Genomic DNA, 17344 nt, shown 5'->3' with positions numbered 1-17344 from the left:
TATTTTCCTGGAACCAATAAGACTTGAATTAGCAAATAGTTTAGGACAGAAAATTGAAAATATTTATTTTTAAAGATCGAGGTAATTACTTCTTTATTCATGTATTAAAAGTCCTTTTTTCATTATTGCGTCTAACGACCAAGGCTTGTTGGTTCATAATAAAGAATGACTGCGCCGCTGTTAAATATTTTGGTCTTTATGAGTTTAAGAATAATTTTTTCGCTGATGTTTTTAAATAACGGCAAACCGCTTCCTGCGACGACAGGGTGAACACAAAGCTGATATTCATCTATTAAATTAAGTTTTGTCAGAGCTACAATCAAGCTCGGACTGCACACAAAAACATCTTTACCCGATTGTTGTTTGAGTTCCAAAACTTCTTTCTCAAGGTCTTGGCTTGCTAATTTCGCACTTTTCCAATCTACATTTTTCAGTGTCCGGGAAAAGACAATTTTCTGCGTGCTGTCAATTGCAACTGCAAAGTCGTCCATTGCTTTATCGCCTGTGGGATTTTCAAGTACGGTTTTCCAAAATTCCATAAGCTGGTAAGTTATCCTACCATATAAAGCGGCATCAGCACTTCTCAACAAGTCAGCGTAATGTTGATGTATTTCTTTATCAGGGATACCTGATGTATGGTCACAAAACCCATCAATCGTCATGTTGATTGCTGCAATTAACTTTCTCATATGATTCCTTTTATTGCCGTCATAGCGTTCTAACCTTTTTTAGTCTTTTTCAAAACTAATGCCAGATCCTAAGTAAGTTGGATTTAAAAAATGCGGCTTTAACAAACAAGATGTTCTGACGCTGTCAATATGTAATAAGTAAAAAAGGAATCCGATCAAGTAGAGTCACGAAGCTATCTCCGAGAGAAGCGTCAGAAGCAATAGTCATATGGAATTTCCCCGCCAGCTATTCTTTCAATTTTACTTTAACTCAGAAAGTATTAGTTTCTTTTGTTTGAAGGTGTTCATCATTGCTTTTCTACTTATTACTGGATCGCTATTATGAATGAGGTCAAAATATTCAGTTGGAACCACCTGCCAAGATAACCCATACTTATCTTTACACCAACCGCAAGGTCCCTCTTCACCACCATTAGTTGTCAAGGCATCCCAATAGTAATCTACTTCTGCTTGGTCTTTGCAATTAATAACAAGAGATATTGCTTCATTAAATTTAAATAATGGCCCTGCTGCCAATATACTAAATTCAACACCTGCTAATTCCATTACAGCTGTCTCAAATTCGCCTGATAAATCGTCGCTATCAGGGTTACCGTCTTTTGGCATTTTCGTAAATAAGCGATAGTCCTTTAATTTACCATCTTTAAATATTGATAGGTAATATTCAGCTACAGCTTTTGCATCTTTTTCTACCCACAGACAAGGGGTGATTTTTTGTTGTATCATATTTTTCTCACATGTTATTTTATTCTTTCATCGATTTAAATAAATCTAATCCAAAAATCCGGAAATAATTTTTTATCTATTCTAAGTAGCTTGGCTAAATAATACCAATAGAGAAAAGAATATTATCAAACTAGATAATAACAACGAAAAAAACATAAATAACAGAAGCGGTCTGGCATTTTGATAAATACGTGTATAAAAATACTTAAGAACAACTATTGATAATACTAAAGCTGTAAAATAGCTTTCATATTTTTGCTTTATTGTCTGATTTTTTAATATTAATTAATTCTCGGAGACGCGAACGATCACCCTTATTTATTTTTGTATGCTCAAAGAAATAGTGTGATTGCCACGTCTGAGATGCAATAGCCTGCTTATTAGAAGGTAATTCCCATAGCGGATAGATCCTAAATCCTCTTTTTCCTTCTTTACTTGAAGTAATAATACCTTTTTCAATGAGAATTTCTTTATTAAAGACAAAATACCCAATTCGATCAGATTTTCTCACTTCAACAATGACTAAGTCGACGTTATCATCTTTATGAAAAGGAATCGTAATTTGATTTCGATTTCTTTTCCAAAGAGTAACAAACATTCCAGTTTTTTTGGGAGTGATTTTCGCTAATCTAAAGATAACTTGTTTTTTATTTAAATTAAAACTAGCTGCATTATAATCCAAGCTTTCTTTTTCTATCTGATAGTCTTTAATTTCTATATTACAATTTTCCGAGAATAAAACATTAACTTCAGTTAAGGCCCCCGGAAGTGAATTCAATATCGATGTTTCTTTCTGCATTCGCTGGTCTTGATAGATACTCTAATCAATTAGTTTTACAAGTAGGCTCTTTTGACAAATATACTTTTAAATCAATAGATTGTAGAACTTTAACTAACTTGCCAGAATCCCATATTCCATGAGTAATTGATTGATCTTCGAGTGAAAAGTATATACCCTCACCATAAAATAAATCGTTAGACACAAAACCTATATAAGGATATCCGTACATTCCTGTTTGAAGAACAAATCCCTGCTGACTTCCGTTTCGATATTCTCCTATTGAAAGGGATGAAATTTCAGTATAATATACATGATATCCGTTAGAACAATTCCCAAGATCGCATCCGATATTTTTTTCATTTAAAGATAACAATATGTCAGTTTCGAATTCTGTAAGGCCGTCCTTTGAAATCGAATGTTTTCTATAACCACAGTAGCGATCAGACTCCTCTAAAACTTTATTAGTGAAAACTCCGTATCCGGCAGGACGGTTATTATTCCATTCCCCATAATAGTAATCACCATAGTTTTCTTTATCAATAGTAATCGCATACTCGGCAGATGAATTTTTACATAGCGCATATATTTGAAACGGTGTTTCCTGAATTGAACACTGAGGAGTGAAAAATAAAGAAAGATGGGTTATCAAGAATACAAATGAATCAATCATATTGAATAAATTATTTACGAATTAAGTTTTTATATTCTTCTAAACGCATTTCTATTTTGTATTTCCAATAATCGATTATTCTCGATTGAAATTCCCCGCTATCGCCATTACGAATTGTAAGAATTATTCTTATAAAAACCAAAGATCCATCTTCAAACGGTTTGGTAGTTATAACTCCATATTGAATATCTTGAAATCGATCCTCACCAAATTCAGGAATCTCTTTTGATAACTGTTTCATATTTTCCTCAGTTATAATATCCTTAATAACTTCCCTTGCAATTTGCTCATTCTCTGAGGATATTTTAGAAACTTTGACCTCAACCCCTTCAGCACGCGAGTATTTGCAGGAAACAGTCATATTCAAAAGAACTAAGAATATTATAAACTTTCGTAATTTCATTAAATCTCCAATGTTTTGGTTTAATTATAGTTAGTCACAGCGCGATGAGATAAAAGTAAATTAATTCACGCGCGAATTTGTATACTTCTGCAAATCCCCAGATTCCTGTAATTTAATCAAATCTTCTATCTCCGCTACACGAAACGATCCATTCATATTTCGAATATACTTATATGTTCTTATAAGTGAAAGAATTCCTGAATAAGAATCGTCTTTCTTTTGATTAGTTAATATCTGGCTCTTTACATTCCCTGCTATAAAAGAACCGAGAAGATATTCCTTATATTCCAGATCTCGGCCCAACCAAGGAAGCAACTTCTGAGAAATTATTACTTGAACACTACTACTTTCAGATGCGAAGTTTGTGATCGTTCTATAGGAATCCTTTGAATTTGGGCCAATTGGATCGAACTCAATCGAATTTATTTTCTTAATAATGTAATCTGAAGGTTGTTCTTTAGAAAAAATAGAAAATCCAAGTAACAGAAGTATTAAGCTTACAAACGTGATTCTTTTCATGTAATCTGGTATCTTTGATGTTTAATTTTTTATAGAAAAGGAAAATATTAGTCACATTGCGACTAATGTAAAAAGATTGGCGACTTTCTAGAGCAGTCAGTGAATGTTAAAAAATTCATGGCTCAATGATAATTTTTGAACCGACTGGCACGAGCTCTATCAACTTATCCATTTCCTCGTTAGTAACTGCAATACAACCATTAGTCCAATCCCAAAATGTATGTAGTTGCCCTACCCAATTCCATTTTGGTTTCATCCCATGAATTAGAATCCCACTACCAGGGCTTATTCCTTTTTCTTTTGCCTTCCTTATTTGATCAACTCTAGGATACGAAATATGAAAAGCCTTGTAGTATGCCCAATCATCTATTAAATAGTCTAACTTATATTCTCCCTCAGGAGTTTTTCCATCGCCTTCTTCTGATTTATTTCCACCAGGACTGAATCCAAGCGAAATTGTAAGCTCTAATATAATTACGCCATTTTGATTAACTATAAGTTTTCTTTCACTTTTCTTTACAAAAATGGAAGTTGTTTCTTTAGAAGATAAAGAAAATGAAAATGTTAAAATGATTAGCGTTATAAATATTTTCATTTAATAGAGTAACCTTACCAAAACGGTTTAGACACATCCAAAAAATTGTATCGGATAAAGGATACAGTAAACGCAAATAGATAAGCAAAAGAAAATGCCTCAAATTTAATTTCAAGAAGAGCACGTTTGTTACGCCAATTTCCAAAAAGACAAATTATAAATGCGACCAGGATCGGGATGATTAACAAATTAGCAAGCTGCAGTCTTGCGTCCTTGAGCAAAATTTTTGGAAATATGAGCATACTCACATAACCGATTATTGAACCGAAAATAATATAACCAATTGCGGACATGAAAGATTCGAAAATTTTCGATTTTCTTAATGAATTCATAACATTCGCTGCTATATAATCAGTTAAGAATTTCCCTCCTACTTCAATCATTACCTCGAAGATTATTTCGAAAATAATTTCCATGCTAAATATTTTTATACCTACTTTAATCTAAAAACTCAAAATTAAATTATTTCAGCAATGCAAATCCTGACTTGAGATCATAAAACTTATCTATAAAATTCTCTTTAGAAAAAACGAATGTATCGCATGAAGTCGAATAGATAGTTTCTAAAAATATATTCGAGTCATGAATTCTAATATTCTCTTCATGGAAAAGAGCAATTTTATCATTTATTGTTTTGATTACTTTCATTAATATTCAGTTGGCAGTTCATCTGTTTGTTCGTTTGAATAATTCCATAAAGTTTTGTCAATGCTTGATTGAAGACGTTTGCAACGGTAGCTTATTTAACAAATATCTCTTTGATCAATAAATATAAGAGCATGAACAAAGGAGCTCCTAACATAACGCCAATCACCCTCTGCGCTGTTAATTTAGTAGGACTCTCGACTTCTTTTAGGATGGGATTGGCTTCCGAATATTCCTTTAAGAATTGATAGAGTTGTTTTATATCACTTTCAAATAGATCTCCGCTCAAACGGATATTTTTGCCATTTCGAAGATATAATTTTAGTATCGATTTTGAAGATTCACTCGCTCCTCCAAAATAAAACTTTTTTATATCGTCCAATCTAATTAACTTACTTATTCCCGAAATTTCAGATAATTGAATTGAGTCATTATTTGAAGACACAATCCATTTTTTTCTATTAGCTAATCTAAAAAGCGCGTAAAAAATCAGAAAAAAACCTATGACAATAACAATAGAAAATATTATGTTATTAGCCCTCGCGACAACTAAAACGAATGAAATTATCAGCAAGATAATTCCCGTATTCAAGCTTAAGGTATCCTTAATATTATTTTCGAAATAAGCGATTCACCGATAGTTAGATGAAGGGGCGATCATCCTAATAAAAAATATGCTTTGATCCTTCTTGATCAATTGGAGAATACACTCTTTCCCGGGGAGAACACAGCTGCCCCAAATTATCCTCCTTCAAATATATTCGACTCTCTCTCACCATTTCTGTAATATCTTCAATCTCTATTATCCAATCTGTTGCGTACGATCTGAGAGTCTCACCTCTAAGACCTAGCTGAATCGCTCGACGGGCCAATGGTTTTCCGAAAGGATCGTGATCTGGATCCCATTGAAGCCGCACATCTGATTTTTCACCTGCAAAATGCCAATCTTCTCTAGATTTATATATACCTTCAGAATAGGAAGAGTGAACAGCCCGTGCTAAAATTTTTTCAAAACCTTCTTTTTTAATTCTGACAGCTAAGACCCTTTCTTGACCCTCTTTACTTGCCCAACCACATCTATACATCATCCAAAGAAAATTTGGCTTAATCCAACTCATCCTCGAAAATGAAAAAGTGCCCCCGAAATGTTGTCTAGACACTGCATAGTCTGCAATTTCATTTCGAAAAGCCTGATACACAACTATTGAATCGTCTGTATATTGAGCCATTATATGTTTACCAGAATTAGGCCAATCTGCTCTTTGTTCGTTGTATTTTTGTAATATTAATTTTTGTTTTATTTTATTCATAATAACAATTTAACAGATTTCCATAAAAAAAGACAGATGATCTTAAAGGATAAAAGCTATGCAAAGGTGAAAACGAATTAGGATTCTCTAAACGATAGACTCACAATAATATCGATCCATCGATTATCCTCGATGATATTCTAACATTCCACGTTCCCATTTTTTAATATTAAAGTTCTCTGCATTTTCATCTGTTAGCTCTTCTAAGATGTATTCTCTTATTTCTTTGCTTATCTCATCAGCGGAACTTTCAAGATATCGAATAGTTTTCGACAATCCCGCTCCAATAAAATAGTGCGCATCGAGATACCCGATATCCATATCCATACGGTGTGCTTTCCAGATAGTAAAGACGTCCTTCGGATCGCCAACCTTCGATAGTAAGAAGCCACATAGATAAATATTTTCAAAATATTCACCTCGATATTTGTCGTTATCTCTCAATTCGCCATTTCTATCCTTTATTTCTAATTCAAATAAAAAGATTAATATGTTTTGGTAATTTCTAGGAGGGAAATTTGGAACGAGATTATAAAAACTATTTCGGAATGCTGCATCAATCAATTTTGTTTCTATTTCTGTATCTATTTTACAATCATTACTTAAATATTTATCTAAAATATCTTTCTCATTCATATATAATCATTCTTTTTATATTATTAATCTTCTCTTTTTCTACCATTCTTGCACATAATATCAACTGTTTGCCTTTAGGAAAATAAGGGACTTCGGAATATCTTGCATCATTACTAAAAGAGCAATTATAACTTTTAGATTTGATAGAAGGTTTCTCCCTTACCATAGTAGGGCCATTCAATATTAACTAATTTTTCTTTAGTTAAAACACTATGCAGAATATTTAATCAGAACATTATGGTAAGAGGCATATTTTAACAATTGTGATTCAAAATTAAGTGCGTCAAAACAAATAATCTCAGTAGTTTTTCCTCTTTTAAAAGTAAATTTATAAAAAGTATCAGTATTCCCAACCGCGTTCTTAGCTACGCGATAATTATAACTAACCTTTTCGATTTTAGCTATTTTTTTCCAAGGCAAAGTACTCAATGCAAAGGTCTTTGAATATCCGGAAGAAAATACAATATTTATTTCATCGATTTGTATGAATCTCTCAAAAGTAATGGGTGAAAATAGTAGAAGAAATACTAGTAAACATATAAGAAAAATTGTGCAATAAATGATTAGCCCTGTTAAACCTTTGAACGCAAACGATGTTGAAATGTATAAAATTAACAGAGAGTAAAAAACAGAAAGAACATATTTATAATAACCTTTATCGAATATTTCCAATCGATAGAATTCAGGCGTCTGAATTTCTTTAAAAGATCTTCCAATTATTCCGTTTTTCAACTTCATTCTGCATCAATTGATAGTTAGATAAAGTGTGATCGGCAAAACTCACTTAATTATAATTTCCGACTTTTCCATTCTTCCATTGAAATTACGATCAATTTCAGATCTAATTTCCTTTCCCGATTCATCGAAATAGATAGTTTTATCAAATCTATTATCGCGATCTGTATCAAAACCTTCCGAAGTTTTTATCCCATTAATGTCATAACTTATATAGTGATCGAAATATTTCGATGGCTTCTCATTAAAAAAGTGAACATCTATTTTCCCATTGGCATCGTAGCTCTTATTACTCCTCGGCTCTCCATCTTCATTATAACAAACCCACGAACTTAATTTATCATTATGTTTGTAATACGATAGAATACAGTTTTCAACATTATCATATTCGGAATAGACATACAGATCAGAGTTTAAATCTAAATTTAGAGCATTGTACTTGGTTTTAATATCAAAGTAGCCAACTAATAAAGCAATTGCACTTACAATCGAGATAGAAACAGCTAAAAAACTTTTAGTTCCGAATCCCTGATTTATAGTTTTAGGATGATCTACATTGTAATTATTATCAGATCGGCGGTTCAATTTAGAAGAGTCTTGTAGGATTTCCAACAACTCTTCAGTCAACGGAAGCTTTAGCAAATAAAGAGAGAATAGTAAGTCTTCCGCTGAAACACAAAGTTCAACTAGTGTATCTTTTTCTGGTATTGCAAATTTTAAAGCGTCTAGTTCACCGCCTTTAATGAAAGAGTTGATTTCTTCATTATTCAGAACCGATCTAAAGAGCTCTATTTCTTGGTAATTATTTGATCTATATATTGTTATCAATTTTATTCTTCTTTCGTATATTTTCTTTGGACACAATTTCGCCTAACGACCAAGGTGTTCCGACATTTACGATGACACTAGTTTGCAAGTGACCGAAGTAAATGTAGCGAAGCGGAAACTCCGATAGTTATTCGTAGTCGGATTTATTAGAGTAACTCTATGCTAGATAAAAAGTCCTTCACATCGACATTATCCATAAAATTACTATGTCCTGCTACAGTGATAGTAAAGAGCCCATCTTTTATTCTAATTATTTGATAAAGTCCTTTTTTATTATGATCATATTGAAAAGTCACGCTCAACCCCTCATAATCTCGAACTTTGTAAAGTGACTCAGATTCTATTCTCCCATCAACCGATTTGATAAGCTTATTGATGAGTTTTTTATAACATTCTTTATCGTCTTCCAAACAAGCATCCCCATCTGGAAACTTCAAACCGAGAAACCCATATTCAATCGAATCTTTTTCAATTCCGTATGAAATTATCGGAGCATTTGGATTTGAATCTACAAAATCATTTAGCACCACTTTGTATTTAATTGGAAATTTGACGGATAATGTTTCAAACAATGTAGCTTTACGCTGCTTATTCTCTATATTTAGTCTATCTACATATTTAAATAAATGCTTTCCTCCTATATACAATAGAAGTAAAATGAAGATAGTTAGTATCTTTTTATTAGTCATATGTTTATTCCGATGTTAGCTAATGATAGAGAATTGCCGAAGTTTCGTTTTTTTAAAGTATTAAAATTACAAATCTGAAAGTTTAAGTTCGAGATAGATTACTCAGCCAAGCTCCCCAGCAAAAACAAATTATTAACTCGACCTATAATATCAACGTTCATCATTATTTTCCAGCAAATCCAATATCTTTCCAAAAATTCTCGTTTAGATAAAATCAAGTTGGCCTTTTATCACGCAGTAAATTATATATATTAATTATGAATAACAAGTTACTCACAAAAATAATCCTTTTTACCGCGTTGTTTAGCTATAGCTGGGTTGTTGGTCAATCTTATATGTATGTAATTGCTCTTGAGGATGTGCAGATGGCAATGGATGCCCCTGCCTACATTGAACTGCGTCAACTGCTCGATACAAGTTTCAGAGCAAACTTCAAGTTTGTTGTGATTGGGGCACTTGCAAGCAATCTCTTACTTGTGATCGTCACAGTTCGAAACTGTCGAAGCCTTCTCTTTATCACTGCCGCACTTTCATTTCTTGCATTGATTGTAGATACTCTATTGACTTTGAAAGGGAATGTACCCCTTAACAATCTGATCAACACTTGGACTGCTACCAGCCACCCAGGTGATTGGTCAAATATCCGAGCAAATTGGCTCCAGATTTTTCATTATCGTCAGATGGCGAATGGTTCCGGTTTTGTGATTTTGCTTGCAGGAGCAATCTTTGGGCTGGGCCATTCAAAATCTTCCGCTTCATGATGGTATTATGATTTGCATAAGTGCATTCCTATAAAGGGATGCCAATTTCGGATAACGGCCAAGAGTTTGCCATACAAGCGAAGTGACAAAAGCAGCGATAATTAGGTAATCCGATTTATTTAGTACGGAAACGTTTAATCAGGAAATAAATAGAAACTGCTATCAAATTAAGCAAATTTAACCCATACACAATAATTACGTGAAGATATAACTCTTGAATCCAAGCGATTGGATACAATTGAAAATCTAAGTCCAAAGGCAGCTCTTCTCGAGGATAATTTTTGTAAAATTCGAACTTTCCATTTACTAAATTAAATTTATAACATGGCTTATCCCAACCTTTTTTAAGAGGTTCAGGTGGGGCCCATTGATTCAAAAATAATTCTTCGTTATTATCTCCATCAATATCATACGGAATGATAATATTCCAGGCCGTACTTCCATACAGATTCTGAATATGATTTCCAGTTCGATCAAAAACTTCATAAACAAAAACTGTACTATCTAAGGCTCTTCCGTGTTTCTTTAACTCTGAATCTCCAATTTTAACTTCACCTACTTTTATTCGAATCCCATATGCAAAATGATAATTTTCAATACGAAAAAAGTTACTTTTAGCAACATAATAGACTGGATAGCTTATCAGTACACCAAAGAGTAACACAGCAAAAAGATATAGTTTAATAATTTTTATCATATAAATATTTCGTCTGAATGTGGCAAAACCCGCAGAAATGCAAAATCACCAATAGTTATTGTATTACGATAAAAGAATTTTTCTAATTTTGGGTTGAAGAATCCAAATGCCAATAGGGAAAAATAACAAAAGAAAGAATTCTTTAATATACTCACCAAGCGATATATCCTTTTGCAATTCTATCATCTTAATATTTTTCGCAATTGTTCGAATAACATAAAGATTCCAAAAAGGAATCATTATGGCTATTGCAAAAATAACAATGCGGATACTCTCAAATTGAGTTGCTAACAAAGGGATAAAGATAAGTATAAAAAGCATAACTACGAATAGCAAATTTATGCTAGCAAACAGAATTCCTATATTACCAGGGATTCTTTGAACCATTGACATTTGTCTATTTAACTGAATCAATAATTCAAGTAGCCAGAAAAAGAATAAAAATACCCATAAAAGAAAGATAAAGCCCATTTGTTTAGGATCGAATTCTCGCCTTATGAGAATACTAAAAATTGGATAAAATAGTCCAATAACAAAAGGAACGATCAATAACAAGAATAGTTGATATGCTTTTAATTTTGACATAAAATTTCCCTTAAAACTTAGGTTTCACAATGAAGTGTAATGCCAGAGCAGAAAATTATTGGTACTATATGCAGTTAAAACTATTGCCAATCTTCAGTATTTCTAAACCTAGATAATTGTAACATATCAAATTGATCATGGGAGACGGACCTTTCAAGGCCTAACAATTCCAATATGTTATTAATTGCATTTGAATCAAATGAGAATTCTTTAATTATTTTACCATTACTGAATAATTTAGCAATTTGTCCACCGCTCCCACCGAAAAACTCAGCAGTAATAAATGCAAAGATAGAATGCTTTGATTTGGAAGAAAGCCAATTAATTATGTTTAATTCAAAGTCATCATCAACTCTTATATTAACTCTTTCCAAAAGATCATTTTTTAACGGGATCATTAAGAATTCATATGGTAATTCTATAATTAAGGCTTCTTCCGCAGTGAAATTTTTTCTTATTTCATCTCTTTTACCAACAACCGCTTCTAAAAAATAACTCATACTTTCTATTATTTCGAGTAATTTATAAATTTTTTAAATAAACAAATAATAATAAATTAAATACAAAGGCATTAAGAACCAAAACTATAACTAGCTGCAGTAGCAAAATTGTTCGTGCTTTACTTTCGACTCGATTAAAAAATTGCTCCACTATGGTTGAAATATTGTTTGGGAAAGTAGTAATGAACAAAGGGATCAACAATTCCATTATGAACAATGATAAACAAATAAATATATCGCATAAAGGATAATTATAAGGTTCATAGAAAGTCCACCCGCCATAGTCAACTGACTCATTACGAATCATATCCTTTAATACATTAATTATATTTGAATTACTCAGTACAATATATATCTTCATTACTGGAAATACACAAAGAAATAATGAAAATATTCTGACGCCTAAAATCATTTTAGTTACTGATTATTTTAATCGTTCTATATCTCTTTACTCTCGCCAAAAGTAAGATCTTCCAATTTCCAAATAATATTTGAAAACGTTGCTATATAAAGACCAAAATGTATTGTTTCTTAATTACCTATATTCTCGACGTATCCTTCCCTCTTTCCATAAACAGCACATACATGTCCTTTTCCAATTTGAACTATTTTGTTACTCGAATCTGCCAAGGAATGGTGGTGATTGAAATCTACTTCTCTCCAAAGAAAATATAGGGCGGTAAGTTTGTATTGATAACAAAGCTATGTTCGATCGCCGCAGAATATATTACGGAACGTAAGGCTCTGATTTTATCTATTTTAGAGTCATTGTATTTTATTAATATGAATTCATAATCTTCTATAATTCAATAATACATTAATTATAAATATGCGCGACCTTTTTTGAATCTACATATTAGATAAATTTGAGATTGGCATTCGCGTGACCAAGGATCACGTTAGCAATCCCCGCAAGAATGCGGAATCACCGATAGTTAGACGATAGAGGGCTGCACAGACCTAAAAACTATCTATATCTCTGTCTCCAAAGATAGATTGTTAAGAATTGTTGGTCCAACTTTTGCGCTCGCAGATGCATCTTTTTCCGGATATTCAAAACTTATAATGTAAAAAGTATTAGTTTTTGTATTTGCCAAGAAAAGTATCTCTTGTCTTACCTTTTCATTCTCTGCCTCATTTGTATCAACAAACCGGATCCTTATTCCATCGAAGACATCCATCGTAATTCTATCTGAGCTCAACAAATTTTGTTTTAACTTGTAAGATTCATAGTAACTCGCAACTAAATCAATTGCCTTTTTATTTTTCAAACCGCGTACCACATTAACGCTTAAGCCTGTTTTAAATTTTCCAATCTTACCAATATCTTCCTTCGTTACAAAATAAGCCGTGGTTTGGTCTTTAACTTCTGTTTTGAAAAAGTAATTCTTCGGCTTAAGTATAAAACCCTTTATTTCCTTCAAAGAAAGCCATTGATAACCATCTGGGGGAGCAGGAAGTTCTGTATTTTCTTGCGAATATAAATCAAATATACATAATATATTAAAAATTACGTATGTAATTAGTATTTTCCTAATCATAAAAATTCCTTTTATAAAAGATTATTATGCCTTTCGTCTAACGGCCAAAAGTTGGATACGCTTTGCAAATACGATAGCATCCCGAAGAAGAAGCACCGATAGTTATACAAAGTAACATACTAAAAGAAAAATTAACGTATCCTCGCATTCGGAAATCCCTTTAACCATAAAGGCAGGTCATTTTGATCATCAGTCATTTTCGAAATATGAACTTGCACACAATACTTGTTTTCAGAACCAGATAATAGATACGCATTCTGCTGATAGAATTCACCCATTTTTAGATAAAAATAAATGCTATATGTAGTTCCATCATTTGATTTTAATAATGAATACTGACCCTTTTGCAAATTATACTGACCACCCAAATATTGAACTTGAGATTTCGCACAATCCTCGGGGGTCATTCCTGGATCAGCAGTAGGTGTAAGTATACTTAGATGAAAATTCCCACCAGATCCCAGATATCTCAAATGTGGCTTATTTGCACTTGCCAATGGATGTGTTTGCAAATCAAAAAATGGAATTTCAGGAACAGTAATTTTTACATTCGGGTTCTTTAATTCAAACGAAAACGATGTTTGGGGAATTGAGTTTTTCTTTACGATTACTTCATCATCAACGCTGCAGTGCAAAAGCAACAGTAAACTACCTAATATAAGTATTCTAGTCATGTAATTTTCCTTTAGTTTTTTTAATGAGCCAATAGATTTTATGCTATTTCGTCTAACAATCAAGGATCGGCGATATTTACGACCGACCCTTACTTTCTGTGTAATTTTTGCTATAAATGACAAAAGTAGAAGTAATTCGGTCATGCAAGGCTTGTTTCCTTTCTGTTAATAAAAAGACAAGTGAAACCATTCCGAGAACAAATTTTAAAACAAATCTGATCATACAATTTAACAAGGTCAATTTTGAATTAGAAGAAGAGACAACTTTCAGTCCTTTCAAATAATGTCCAGGAGTTACTCCAAAAAAGTAAACAAATAAAGGATCATACAAAAACAAAGGAGATAGAATCAATATTCGCAATAATTGATTTTCAATTGAAAATACCGTTATCGTTTTAGCGCAAAGAATAAGAATAATAAACATTATAATTGTATCAAATACCATCGCCAAATATCGATCTGCCAATGAAGCGGAAAATTTAATTAATGGGTTTTGGTTTTCGGAATTGTGTAAAAGTTTTTCTTTATTATAGGGAAGAATCCCCTTTTTAACGAATATCCTCATTAACACAAATGAAAATACAAATTCGACAATAGCCAAAAATTTAAGGGGGCTACTATAAATATCTTTCTCGGTTAATTCTCGTCCAACGACAGCTTCGATGCTGTAAGTTATAATTATTTCAAATACTATTAGTATAAATATGAAAGTTATAAATTGAATAAAATACTTCATTTTTATTTAAATATCCTAATTTCCTCGTAAAATCAGCTCAACATTTTCAATCAAAATTGCAACTGTCGGCTTTTTTGTAATATCTTTAGATCGTGAAATCACACCAAATTTAGCTGATATATGAACTTTTGTTCCTATATCTATTTTTTGAAATTTTGCAATTACATCCTTTCTAAAGAAAAGAAAACTATATTTTAAACACGCGTCTTCATCATAAAATTGTCTTATTTCAGCGGTGGGCAAGTTTTCACCCTCTTCAAATATTTCACTTAAAACAGCAGAATCTATAATCCCGGAATGTGAAAGATCTTCGGGATATTTTCGAATCTGCGTCTTAAATATAATTAACTTTTTATAAACCCCTTCATTATCAGATTTCGCAAATTTGCAAATGTCTTCTAATTCGAGTTTCGAATAATTAGATTTTTTTAATTCTCCTGAAGCACATGTAATCAAGAAAGTTATGGCTAAAAGAGAAGTCAGTTTCATTTATATTAAGCTCTATTCTAATTAAGCGCTCATTTAGATCAGAAGGAATAGCTATAAGGAATTGCTATTCCGAAAATTGGTCCATTTTTAAGGGAGTCTTTGGGAACAGTTCCAAAATTAAGTTCCATAACCGAATCCAGAATTTCTTTATTAATATTCTCCGAAGTATTCGAGCAAAGAAGTACGGTATCAATAACTTTTCCATTAGAACTCAATAAGAATTGAAATTTTAACATAGTATCGTTTCCAGAAATATTCGAATCATAATGATCCACATTAATAGAATTTTTCAATTTTGTCTTCTTTAGGAGAGCTAACCTTTTTTTCAAAATCTTTAATATTTTTTGCTCATACGAATTTTCTTCTAAGTTGATTTTAATATTTTGTGAATTAGATTTTTTTACGAATCCAGAATCACACTTTTTAATTTTTTTCGTTTCTACTGGCTTATCGCATGAAGTAATCGCGAAAAGAAATGAAAAATAAAGAATATACTTTGCAATTTCACTCATAAAAATTTCATAATTTAAACTTGTCTAAAAGCATTTCGCCTAATGACCAAGGCGTGACTAAGCCAATGTGGCGAGTATCACGAATGCCGTCTCAGAGCCGAGAGTTATGCATCATAAGTAATAAACTATTTAGAAACCTTTGTGTAAGTATTCAAAATAATCGGCTTATCTTGATAAAACCAAAGCAAGCTCAATGTATTCTTTTTAATTCCTATTTTAGGAGCATCATTGAAAAAGAAACTGCAGTCTATCACATCGATAGTTTGAGAATTCCCATCTTTTATCAATATCTTGGATCCATCAATATCGTATGCTTCTTCGCTTGGGAAATTGAGCAGATCTGTCATTTGCTTAACTGACAGGGCATTTTTTGAAGAAAGTTTCGAATATTTATTATCAATCCCAAACTTTAACATTTGATAAGGTTCGATTAGATCCGAATATGAATCAGGAACATTACCAGAATTTTTAGATACCGACAGGACCCAAGTTCCTATGATTATATCTTTAGTACAAGATTTCTCAACTTTTTCGTCCGCCAATATTATATTTGTTAATAACAATGTACAAATCGCTACGGATAGATACTTTAAGATACTGTTTTCTTTTAATGAGTTCATACTATATTTTCCTTATAGTGGTATGATTCTATTTTTATAATCAATTTTTTACTTATTCAACATAATCTAAAGAATGATTATTAAAGTTAAAATTTACTTTAGGACCAAGAGGCCTAATAGTAAACTCAACTTCGTTAGTTTCCATATGATAAGAGATTGGATAACAAAGCAATCCGCATAAGACGGAATTATTTCTCATTACCTCATTTAAATCTCTCTCATTACTAATTTTCCTCTTCTCAATAACTTTGTCCAGAATTAGCAAGTTCTGTTCAGTTAGATCGCTTCGATACTTACAGATTATAATATCAAAAGTTACAAAAAGAAAAAACATCGGGGCTACAAAGATAATTTTATTAATCTTCTTTGCTTTGAATTTTCTCCAAAATAGCTGAATAATATTTACACATGAGATTAATCCAGCGGCCATCCATATGAAGAGAAGATAGAAATATAATATGTTATTATATAAATTGTCTAGCGACAATAAAAGAAAAAAGAATATCGAAAGTATAACTAAATGCATAAGACTTTACGCGATTTCGTCTAACGACCAAGGTGTCCCGACGATTGAGATGACACGAGGTTGCGAAGCAATCTTGAAGCGCAGCGGCGGAGGCAATAGTTAGACGCATTGGCATTATGCCGGTACCTAGAATCTTTTACTGACCGAATAGCTTTTAATCTATTCATAAATTTTCCCACAATAGAGAAAGGTTGCAAATTTATTCCATAAATTATCACTTATTCCCTGGCTTTTACCGAAATCACTATCTTCTGCCCAAGCAACTGCGCTATCAAAATAGGCATCCAATGTTGTATTCTCCCAGCCGTTATGAGTCGGTCCAAAAAGATTACGAGGTGTCTTTTTTTCCAATTCAAGATCTTCGTTTATCTCTTTTAACAAAGCCTTTACAAAATCTAAGAATGAATTTTCGTCATGAACCGCTTCCAATAGGTTATGTAATTCCATTTCTTTCACAATTATCTCGATACTAAAATA

General features: G+C 32.2%; 24 protein-coding genes. 1 reads left to right on the top strand and 23 read right to left on the bottom strand.

Going from position 1 to position 17344, the window contains the following annotated elements; genetic code table 11:
* Window positions 1-131: 131 nt before the first annotated feature.
* The 13 genes from EHQ52_RS15530 to EHQ52_RS15470 all read right to left on the bottom strand — a co-directional run bounded on the left by EHQ52_RS15530 (window position 132) and on the right by EHQ52_RS15470 (window position 9226).
* Window positions 132-689, bottom strand: coding sequence for a dihydrofolate reductase family protein (locus EHQ52_RS15530; RefSeq protein ID WP_135616103.1), 558 nt, complete (start codon window positions 687-689; stop codon window positions 132-134).
* Window positions 690-929: 240 nt separating this feature from the next.
* On the bottom strand, window positions 930-1415 hold the full coding sequence (locus tag EHQ52_RS15525) for a VOC family protein (protein ID WP_244244924.1): 486 nt from the start codon (window positions 1413-1415) through the stop codon (window positions 930-932).
* 247 nt (window positions 1416-1662) lie between these two features.
* Entirely contained in the window at window positions 1663-2214 is a 552-nt protein-coding gene (locus EHQ52_RS15520; RefSeq protein WP_135616101.1) for a MepB family protein, read from the bottom strand.
* Window positions 2215-2239: 25 nt separating this feature from the next.
* Window positions 2240-2866, bottom strand: coding sequence for a hypothetical protein (locus EHQ52_RS15515; protein WP_135616100.1), 627 nt, complete (start codon window positions 2864-2866; stop codon window positions 2240-2242).
* A 10-nt stretch (window positions 2867-2876) separates the two neighbouring features.
* The gene (locus EHQ52_RS15510) at window positions 2877-3269 is read right to left on the bottom strand and encodes a hypothetical protein (protein WP_135616099.1); all 393 of its coding nucleotides are present in this window, start codon (window positions 3267-3269) and stop codon (window positions 2877-2879) included.
* Between the two features lie 60 nt (window positions 3270-3329).
* Window positions 3330-3788: a hypothetical protein gene (locus EHQ52_RS15505; RefSeq protein WP_135616098.1), complete on the bottom strand. Its 459-nt coding sequence runs from the start codon at window positions 3786-3788 to the stop codon at window positions 3330-3332.
* A gap of 115 nt (window positions 3789-3903) precedes the next feature.
* A complete protein-coding gene (locus EHQ52_RS15500; protein WP_135616097.1) occupies window positions 3904-4383 on the bottom strand; it encodes a L,D-transpeptidase family protein in 480 nt (159 codons plus the stop codon).
* Window positions 4384-4845: 462 nt separating this feature from the next.
* A complete protein-coding gene (locus EHQ52_RS15495; RefSeq protein WP_135616096.1) occupies window positions 4846-5031 on the bottom strand; it encodes a hypothetical protein in 186 nt (61 codons plus the stop codon).
* A gap of 91 nt (window positions 5032-5122) precedes the next feature.
* Window positions 5123-5620, bottom strand: coding sequence for a hypothetical protein (locus tag EHQ52_RS15490; protein ID WP_135616095.1), 498 nt, complete (start codon window positions 5618-5620; stop codon window positions 5123-5125).
* A 70-nt stretch (window positions 5621-5690) separates the two neighbouring features.
* Entirely contained in the window at window positions 5691-6338 is a 648-nt protein-coding gene (locus tag EHQ52_RS15485) for a DUF4291 domain-containing protein (protein ID WP_135616094.1), read from the bottom strand.
* Between the two features lie 123 nt (window positions 6339-6461).
* Window positions 6462-6974 (bottom strand): hypothetical protein, encoded by a 513-nt coding sequence (locus EHQ52_RS15480; protein WP_135616093.1) that lies wholly within the window; start codon window positions 6972-6974, stop codon window positions 6462-6464.
* 780 nt (window positions 6975-7754) lie between these two features.
* Window positions 7755-8537 carry a putative signal transducing protein gene (locus EHQ52_RS15475; RefSeq protein WP_135616092.1) on the bottom strand — a complete coding sequence of 261 codons (783 nt, stop codon included), beginning with the start codon at window positions 8535-8537 and terminating at the stop codon, window positions 7755-7757.
* A gap of 146 nt (window positions 8538-8683) precedes the next feature.
* On the bottom strand, window positions 8684-9226 hold the full coding sequence (locus EHQ52_RS15470; RefSeq protein WP_135616091.1) for a hypothetical protein: 543 nt from the start codon (window positions 9224-9226) through the stop codon (window positions 8684-8686).
* 257 nt (window positions 9227-9483) lie between these two features.
* Between EHQ52_RS15470 and EHQ52_RS15465 the strand changes: the two genes are divergently transcribed.
* Window positions 9484-9987, top strand: a complete 504-nt coding sequence (locus EHQ52_RS15465; RefSeq protein WP_135616090.1) for an anthrone oxygenase family protein — start codon at window positions 9484-9486, stop codon at window positions 9985-9987.
* 115 nt (window positions 9988-10102) lie between these two features.
* On the opposite strand, the gene EHQ52_RS15460 is transcribed toward EHQ52_RS15465, so the two are convergent.
* The 10 genes from EHQ52_RS15460 to EHQ52_RS15415 form a co-directional block, all read right to left on the bottom strand.
* Window positions 10103-10684: a hypothetical protein gene (locus EHQ52_RS15460; protein ID WP_135616089.1), complete on the bottom strand. Its 582-nt coding sequence runs from the start codon at window positions 10682-10684 to the stop codon at window positions 10103-10105.
* Window positions 10685-10747: 63 nt separating this feature from the next.
* Window positions 10748-11269, bottom strand: a complete 522-nt coding sequence (locus EHQ52_RS15455) for a hypothetical protein (protein WP_135616088.1) — start codon at window positions 11267-11269, stop codon at window positions 10748-10750.
* Window positions 11270-11349: 80 nt separating this feature from the next.
* The gene (locus EHQ52_RS15450; RefSeq protein ID WP_135616087.1) at window positions 11350-11769 is read right to left on the bottom strand and encodes a hypothetical protein; all 420 of its coding nucleotides are present in this window, start codon (window positions 11767-11769) and stop codon (window positions 11350-11352) included.
* A 971-nt stretch (window positions 11770-12740) separates the two neighbouring features.
* Window positions 12741-13310: a hypothetical protein gene (locus EHQ52_RS15445; RefSeq protein ID WP_135616086.1), complete on the bottom strand. Its 570-nt coding sequence runs from the start codon at window positions 13308-13310 to the stop codon at window positions 12741-12743.
* 131 nt (window positions 13311-13441) lie between these two features.
* Window positions 13442-13945, bottom strand: a complete 504-nt coding sequence (locus tag EHQ52_RS15440) for a hypothetical protein (RefSeq protein ID WP_135616085.1) — start codon at window positions 13943-13945, stop codon at window positions 13442-13444.
* Window positions 13946-14060: 115 nt separating this feature from the next.
* Window positions 14061-14720, bottom strand: a complete 660-nt coding sequence (locus tag EHQ52_RS15435) for an RDD family protein (protein ID WP_135616084.1) — start codon at window positions 14718-14720, stop codon at window positions 14061-14063.
* Window positions 14721-14735: 15 nt separating this feature from the next.
* The gene (locus EHQ52_RS15430) at window positions 14736-15209 is read right to left on the bottom strand and encodes a hypothetical protein (protein ID WP_135616083.1); all 474 of its coding nucleotides are present in this window, start codon (window positions 15207-15209) and stop codon (window positions 14736-14738) included.
* Between the two features lie 38 nt (window positions 15210-15247).
* On the bottom strand, window positions 15248-15502 hold the full coding sequence (locus tag EHQ52_RS20205; protein ID WP_135616082.1) for a hypothetical protein: 255 nt from the start codon (window positions 15500-15502) through the stop codon (window positions 15248-15250).
* A gap of 344 nt (window positions 15503-15846) precedes the next feature.
* Window positions 15847-16341: a hypothetical protein gene (locus EHQ52_RS15420; protein ID WP_135616081.1), complete on the bottom strand. Its 495-nt coding sequence runs from the start codon at window positions 16339-16341 to the stop codon at window positions 15847-15849.
* A 685-nt stretch (window positions 16342-17026) separates the two neighbouring features.
* Entirely contained in the window at window positions 17027-17314 is a 288-nt protein-coding gene (locus EHQ52_RS15415) for a DUF7660 family protein (protein WP_425269403.1), read from the bottom strand.
* Between the last annotated feature and the right edge of the window lie 30 nt (window positions 17315-17344).

It is taken from the genome of Leptospira koniambonensis, assembly GCF_004769555.1.
GTDB classification, from domain to species: domain Bacteria; phylum Spirochaetota; class Leptospiria; order Leptospirales; family Leptospiraceae; genus Leptospira_B; species Leptospira_B koniambonensis.
Note: the sequence above shows the minus strand (reverse complement) of the source record. Positions and strands in the feature narration are given on the sequence as shown.

What these genes read in the sequence shown, in the direction of transcription:
- EHQ52_RS15445 (WP_135616086.1), bottom strand. Translation starts at nt 13,310, where the DNA reads ATGATTAGGAAAATACTAATTACATACGTAATTTTTAATATATTATGT.
- EHQ52_RS15415 (WP_425269403.1), bottom strand. Translation starts at nt 17,314, where the DNA reads ATGGAATTACATAACCTATTGGAAGCGGTTCATGACGAAAATTCATTC.
- EHQ52_RS15505 (WP_135616098.1), bottom strand. Translation starts at nt 3,788, where the DNA reads ATGAAAAGAATCACGTTTGTAAGCTTAATACTTCTGTTACTTGGATTT.
- EHQ52_RS15455 (WP_135616088.1), bottom strand. Translation starts at nt 11,269, where the DNA reads ATGTCAAAATTAAAAGCATATCAACTATTCTTGTTATTGATCGTTCCT.
- EHQ52_RS15525 (WP_244244924.1), bottom strand. Translation starts at nt 1,415, where the DNA reads ATGATACAACAAAAAATCACCCCTTGTCTGTGGGTAGAAAAAGATGCA.
- EHQ52_RS15515 (WP_135616100.1), bottom strand. Translation starts at nt 2,866, where the DNA reads ATGATTGATTCATTTGTATTCTTGATAACCCATCTTTCTTTATTTTTC.
- EHQ52_RS15420 (WP_135616081.1), bottom strand. Translation starts at nt 16,341, where the DNA reads ATGAACTCATTAAAAGAAAACAGTATCTTAAAGTATCTATCCGTAGCG.
- EHQ52_RS15430 (WP_135616083.1), bottom strand. Translation starts at nt 15,209, where the DNA reads ATGAAACTGACTTCTCTTTTAGCCATAACTTTCTTGATTACATGTGCT.
- EHQ52_RS15470 (WP_135616091.1), bottom strand. Translation starts at nt 9,226, where the DNA reads ATGACTAATAAAAAGATACTAACTATCTTCATTTTACTTCTATTGTAT.
- EHQ52_RS15450 (WP_135616087.1), bottom strand. Translation starts at nt 11,769, where the DNA reads ATGAGTTATTTTTTAGAAGCGGTTGTTGGTAAAAGAGATGAAATAAGA.
- EHQ52_RS15480 (WP_135616093.1), bottom strand. Translation starts at nt 6,974, where the DNA reads ATGAATGAGAAAGATATTTTAGATAAATATTTAAGTAATGATTGTAAA.
- EHQ52_RS15485 (WP_135616094.1), bottom strand. Translation starts at nt 6,338, where the DNA reads ATGAATAAAATAAAACAAAAATTAATATTACAAAAATACAACGAACAA.
- EHQ52_RS15520 (WP_135616101.1), bottom strand. Translation starts at nt 2,214, where the DNA reads ATGCAGAAAGAAACATCGATATTGAATTCACTTCCGGGGGCCTTAACT.
- EHQ52_RS15460 (WP_135616089.1), bottom strand. Translation starts at nt 10,684, where the DNA reads ATGATAAAAATTATTAAACTATATCTTTTTGCTGTGTTACTCTTTGGT.
- EHQ52_RS15495 (WP_135616096.1), bottom strand. Translation starts at nt 5,031, where the DNA reads ATGAAAGTAATCAAAACAATAAATGATAAAATTGCTCTTTTCCATGAA.
- EHQ52_RS15530 (WP_135616103.1), bottom strand. Translation starts at nt 689, where the DNA reads ATGAGAAAGTTAATTGCAGCAATCAACATGACGATTGATGGGTTTTGT.
- EHQ52_RS15435 (WP_135616084.1), bottom strand. Translation starts at nt 14,720, where the DNA reads ATGAAGTATTTTATTCAATTTATAACTTTCATATTTATACTAATAGTA.
- EHQ52_RS15500 (WP_135616097.1), bottom strand. Translation starts at nt 4,383, where the DNA reads ATGAAAATATTTATAACGCTAATCATTTTAACATTTTCATTTTCTTTA.
- EHQ52_RS15465 (WP_135616090.1), top strand. Translation starts at nt 9,484, where the DNA reads ATGAATAACAAGTTACTCACAAAAATAATCCTTTTTACCGCGTTGTTT.
- EHQ52_RS15510 (WP_135616099.1), bottom strand. Translation starts at nt 3,269, where the DNA reads ATGAAATTACGAAAGTTTATAATATTCTTAGTTCTTTTGAATATGACT.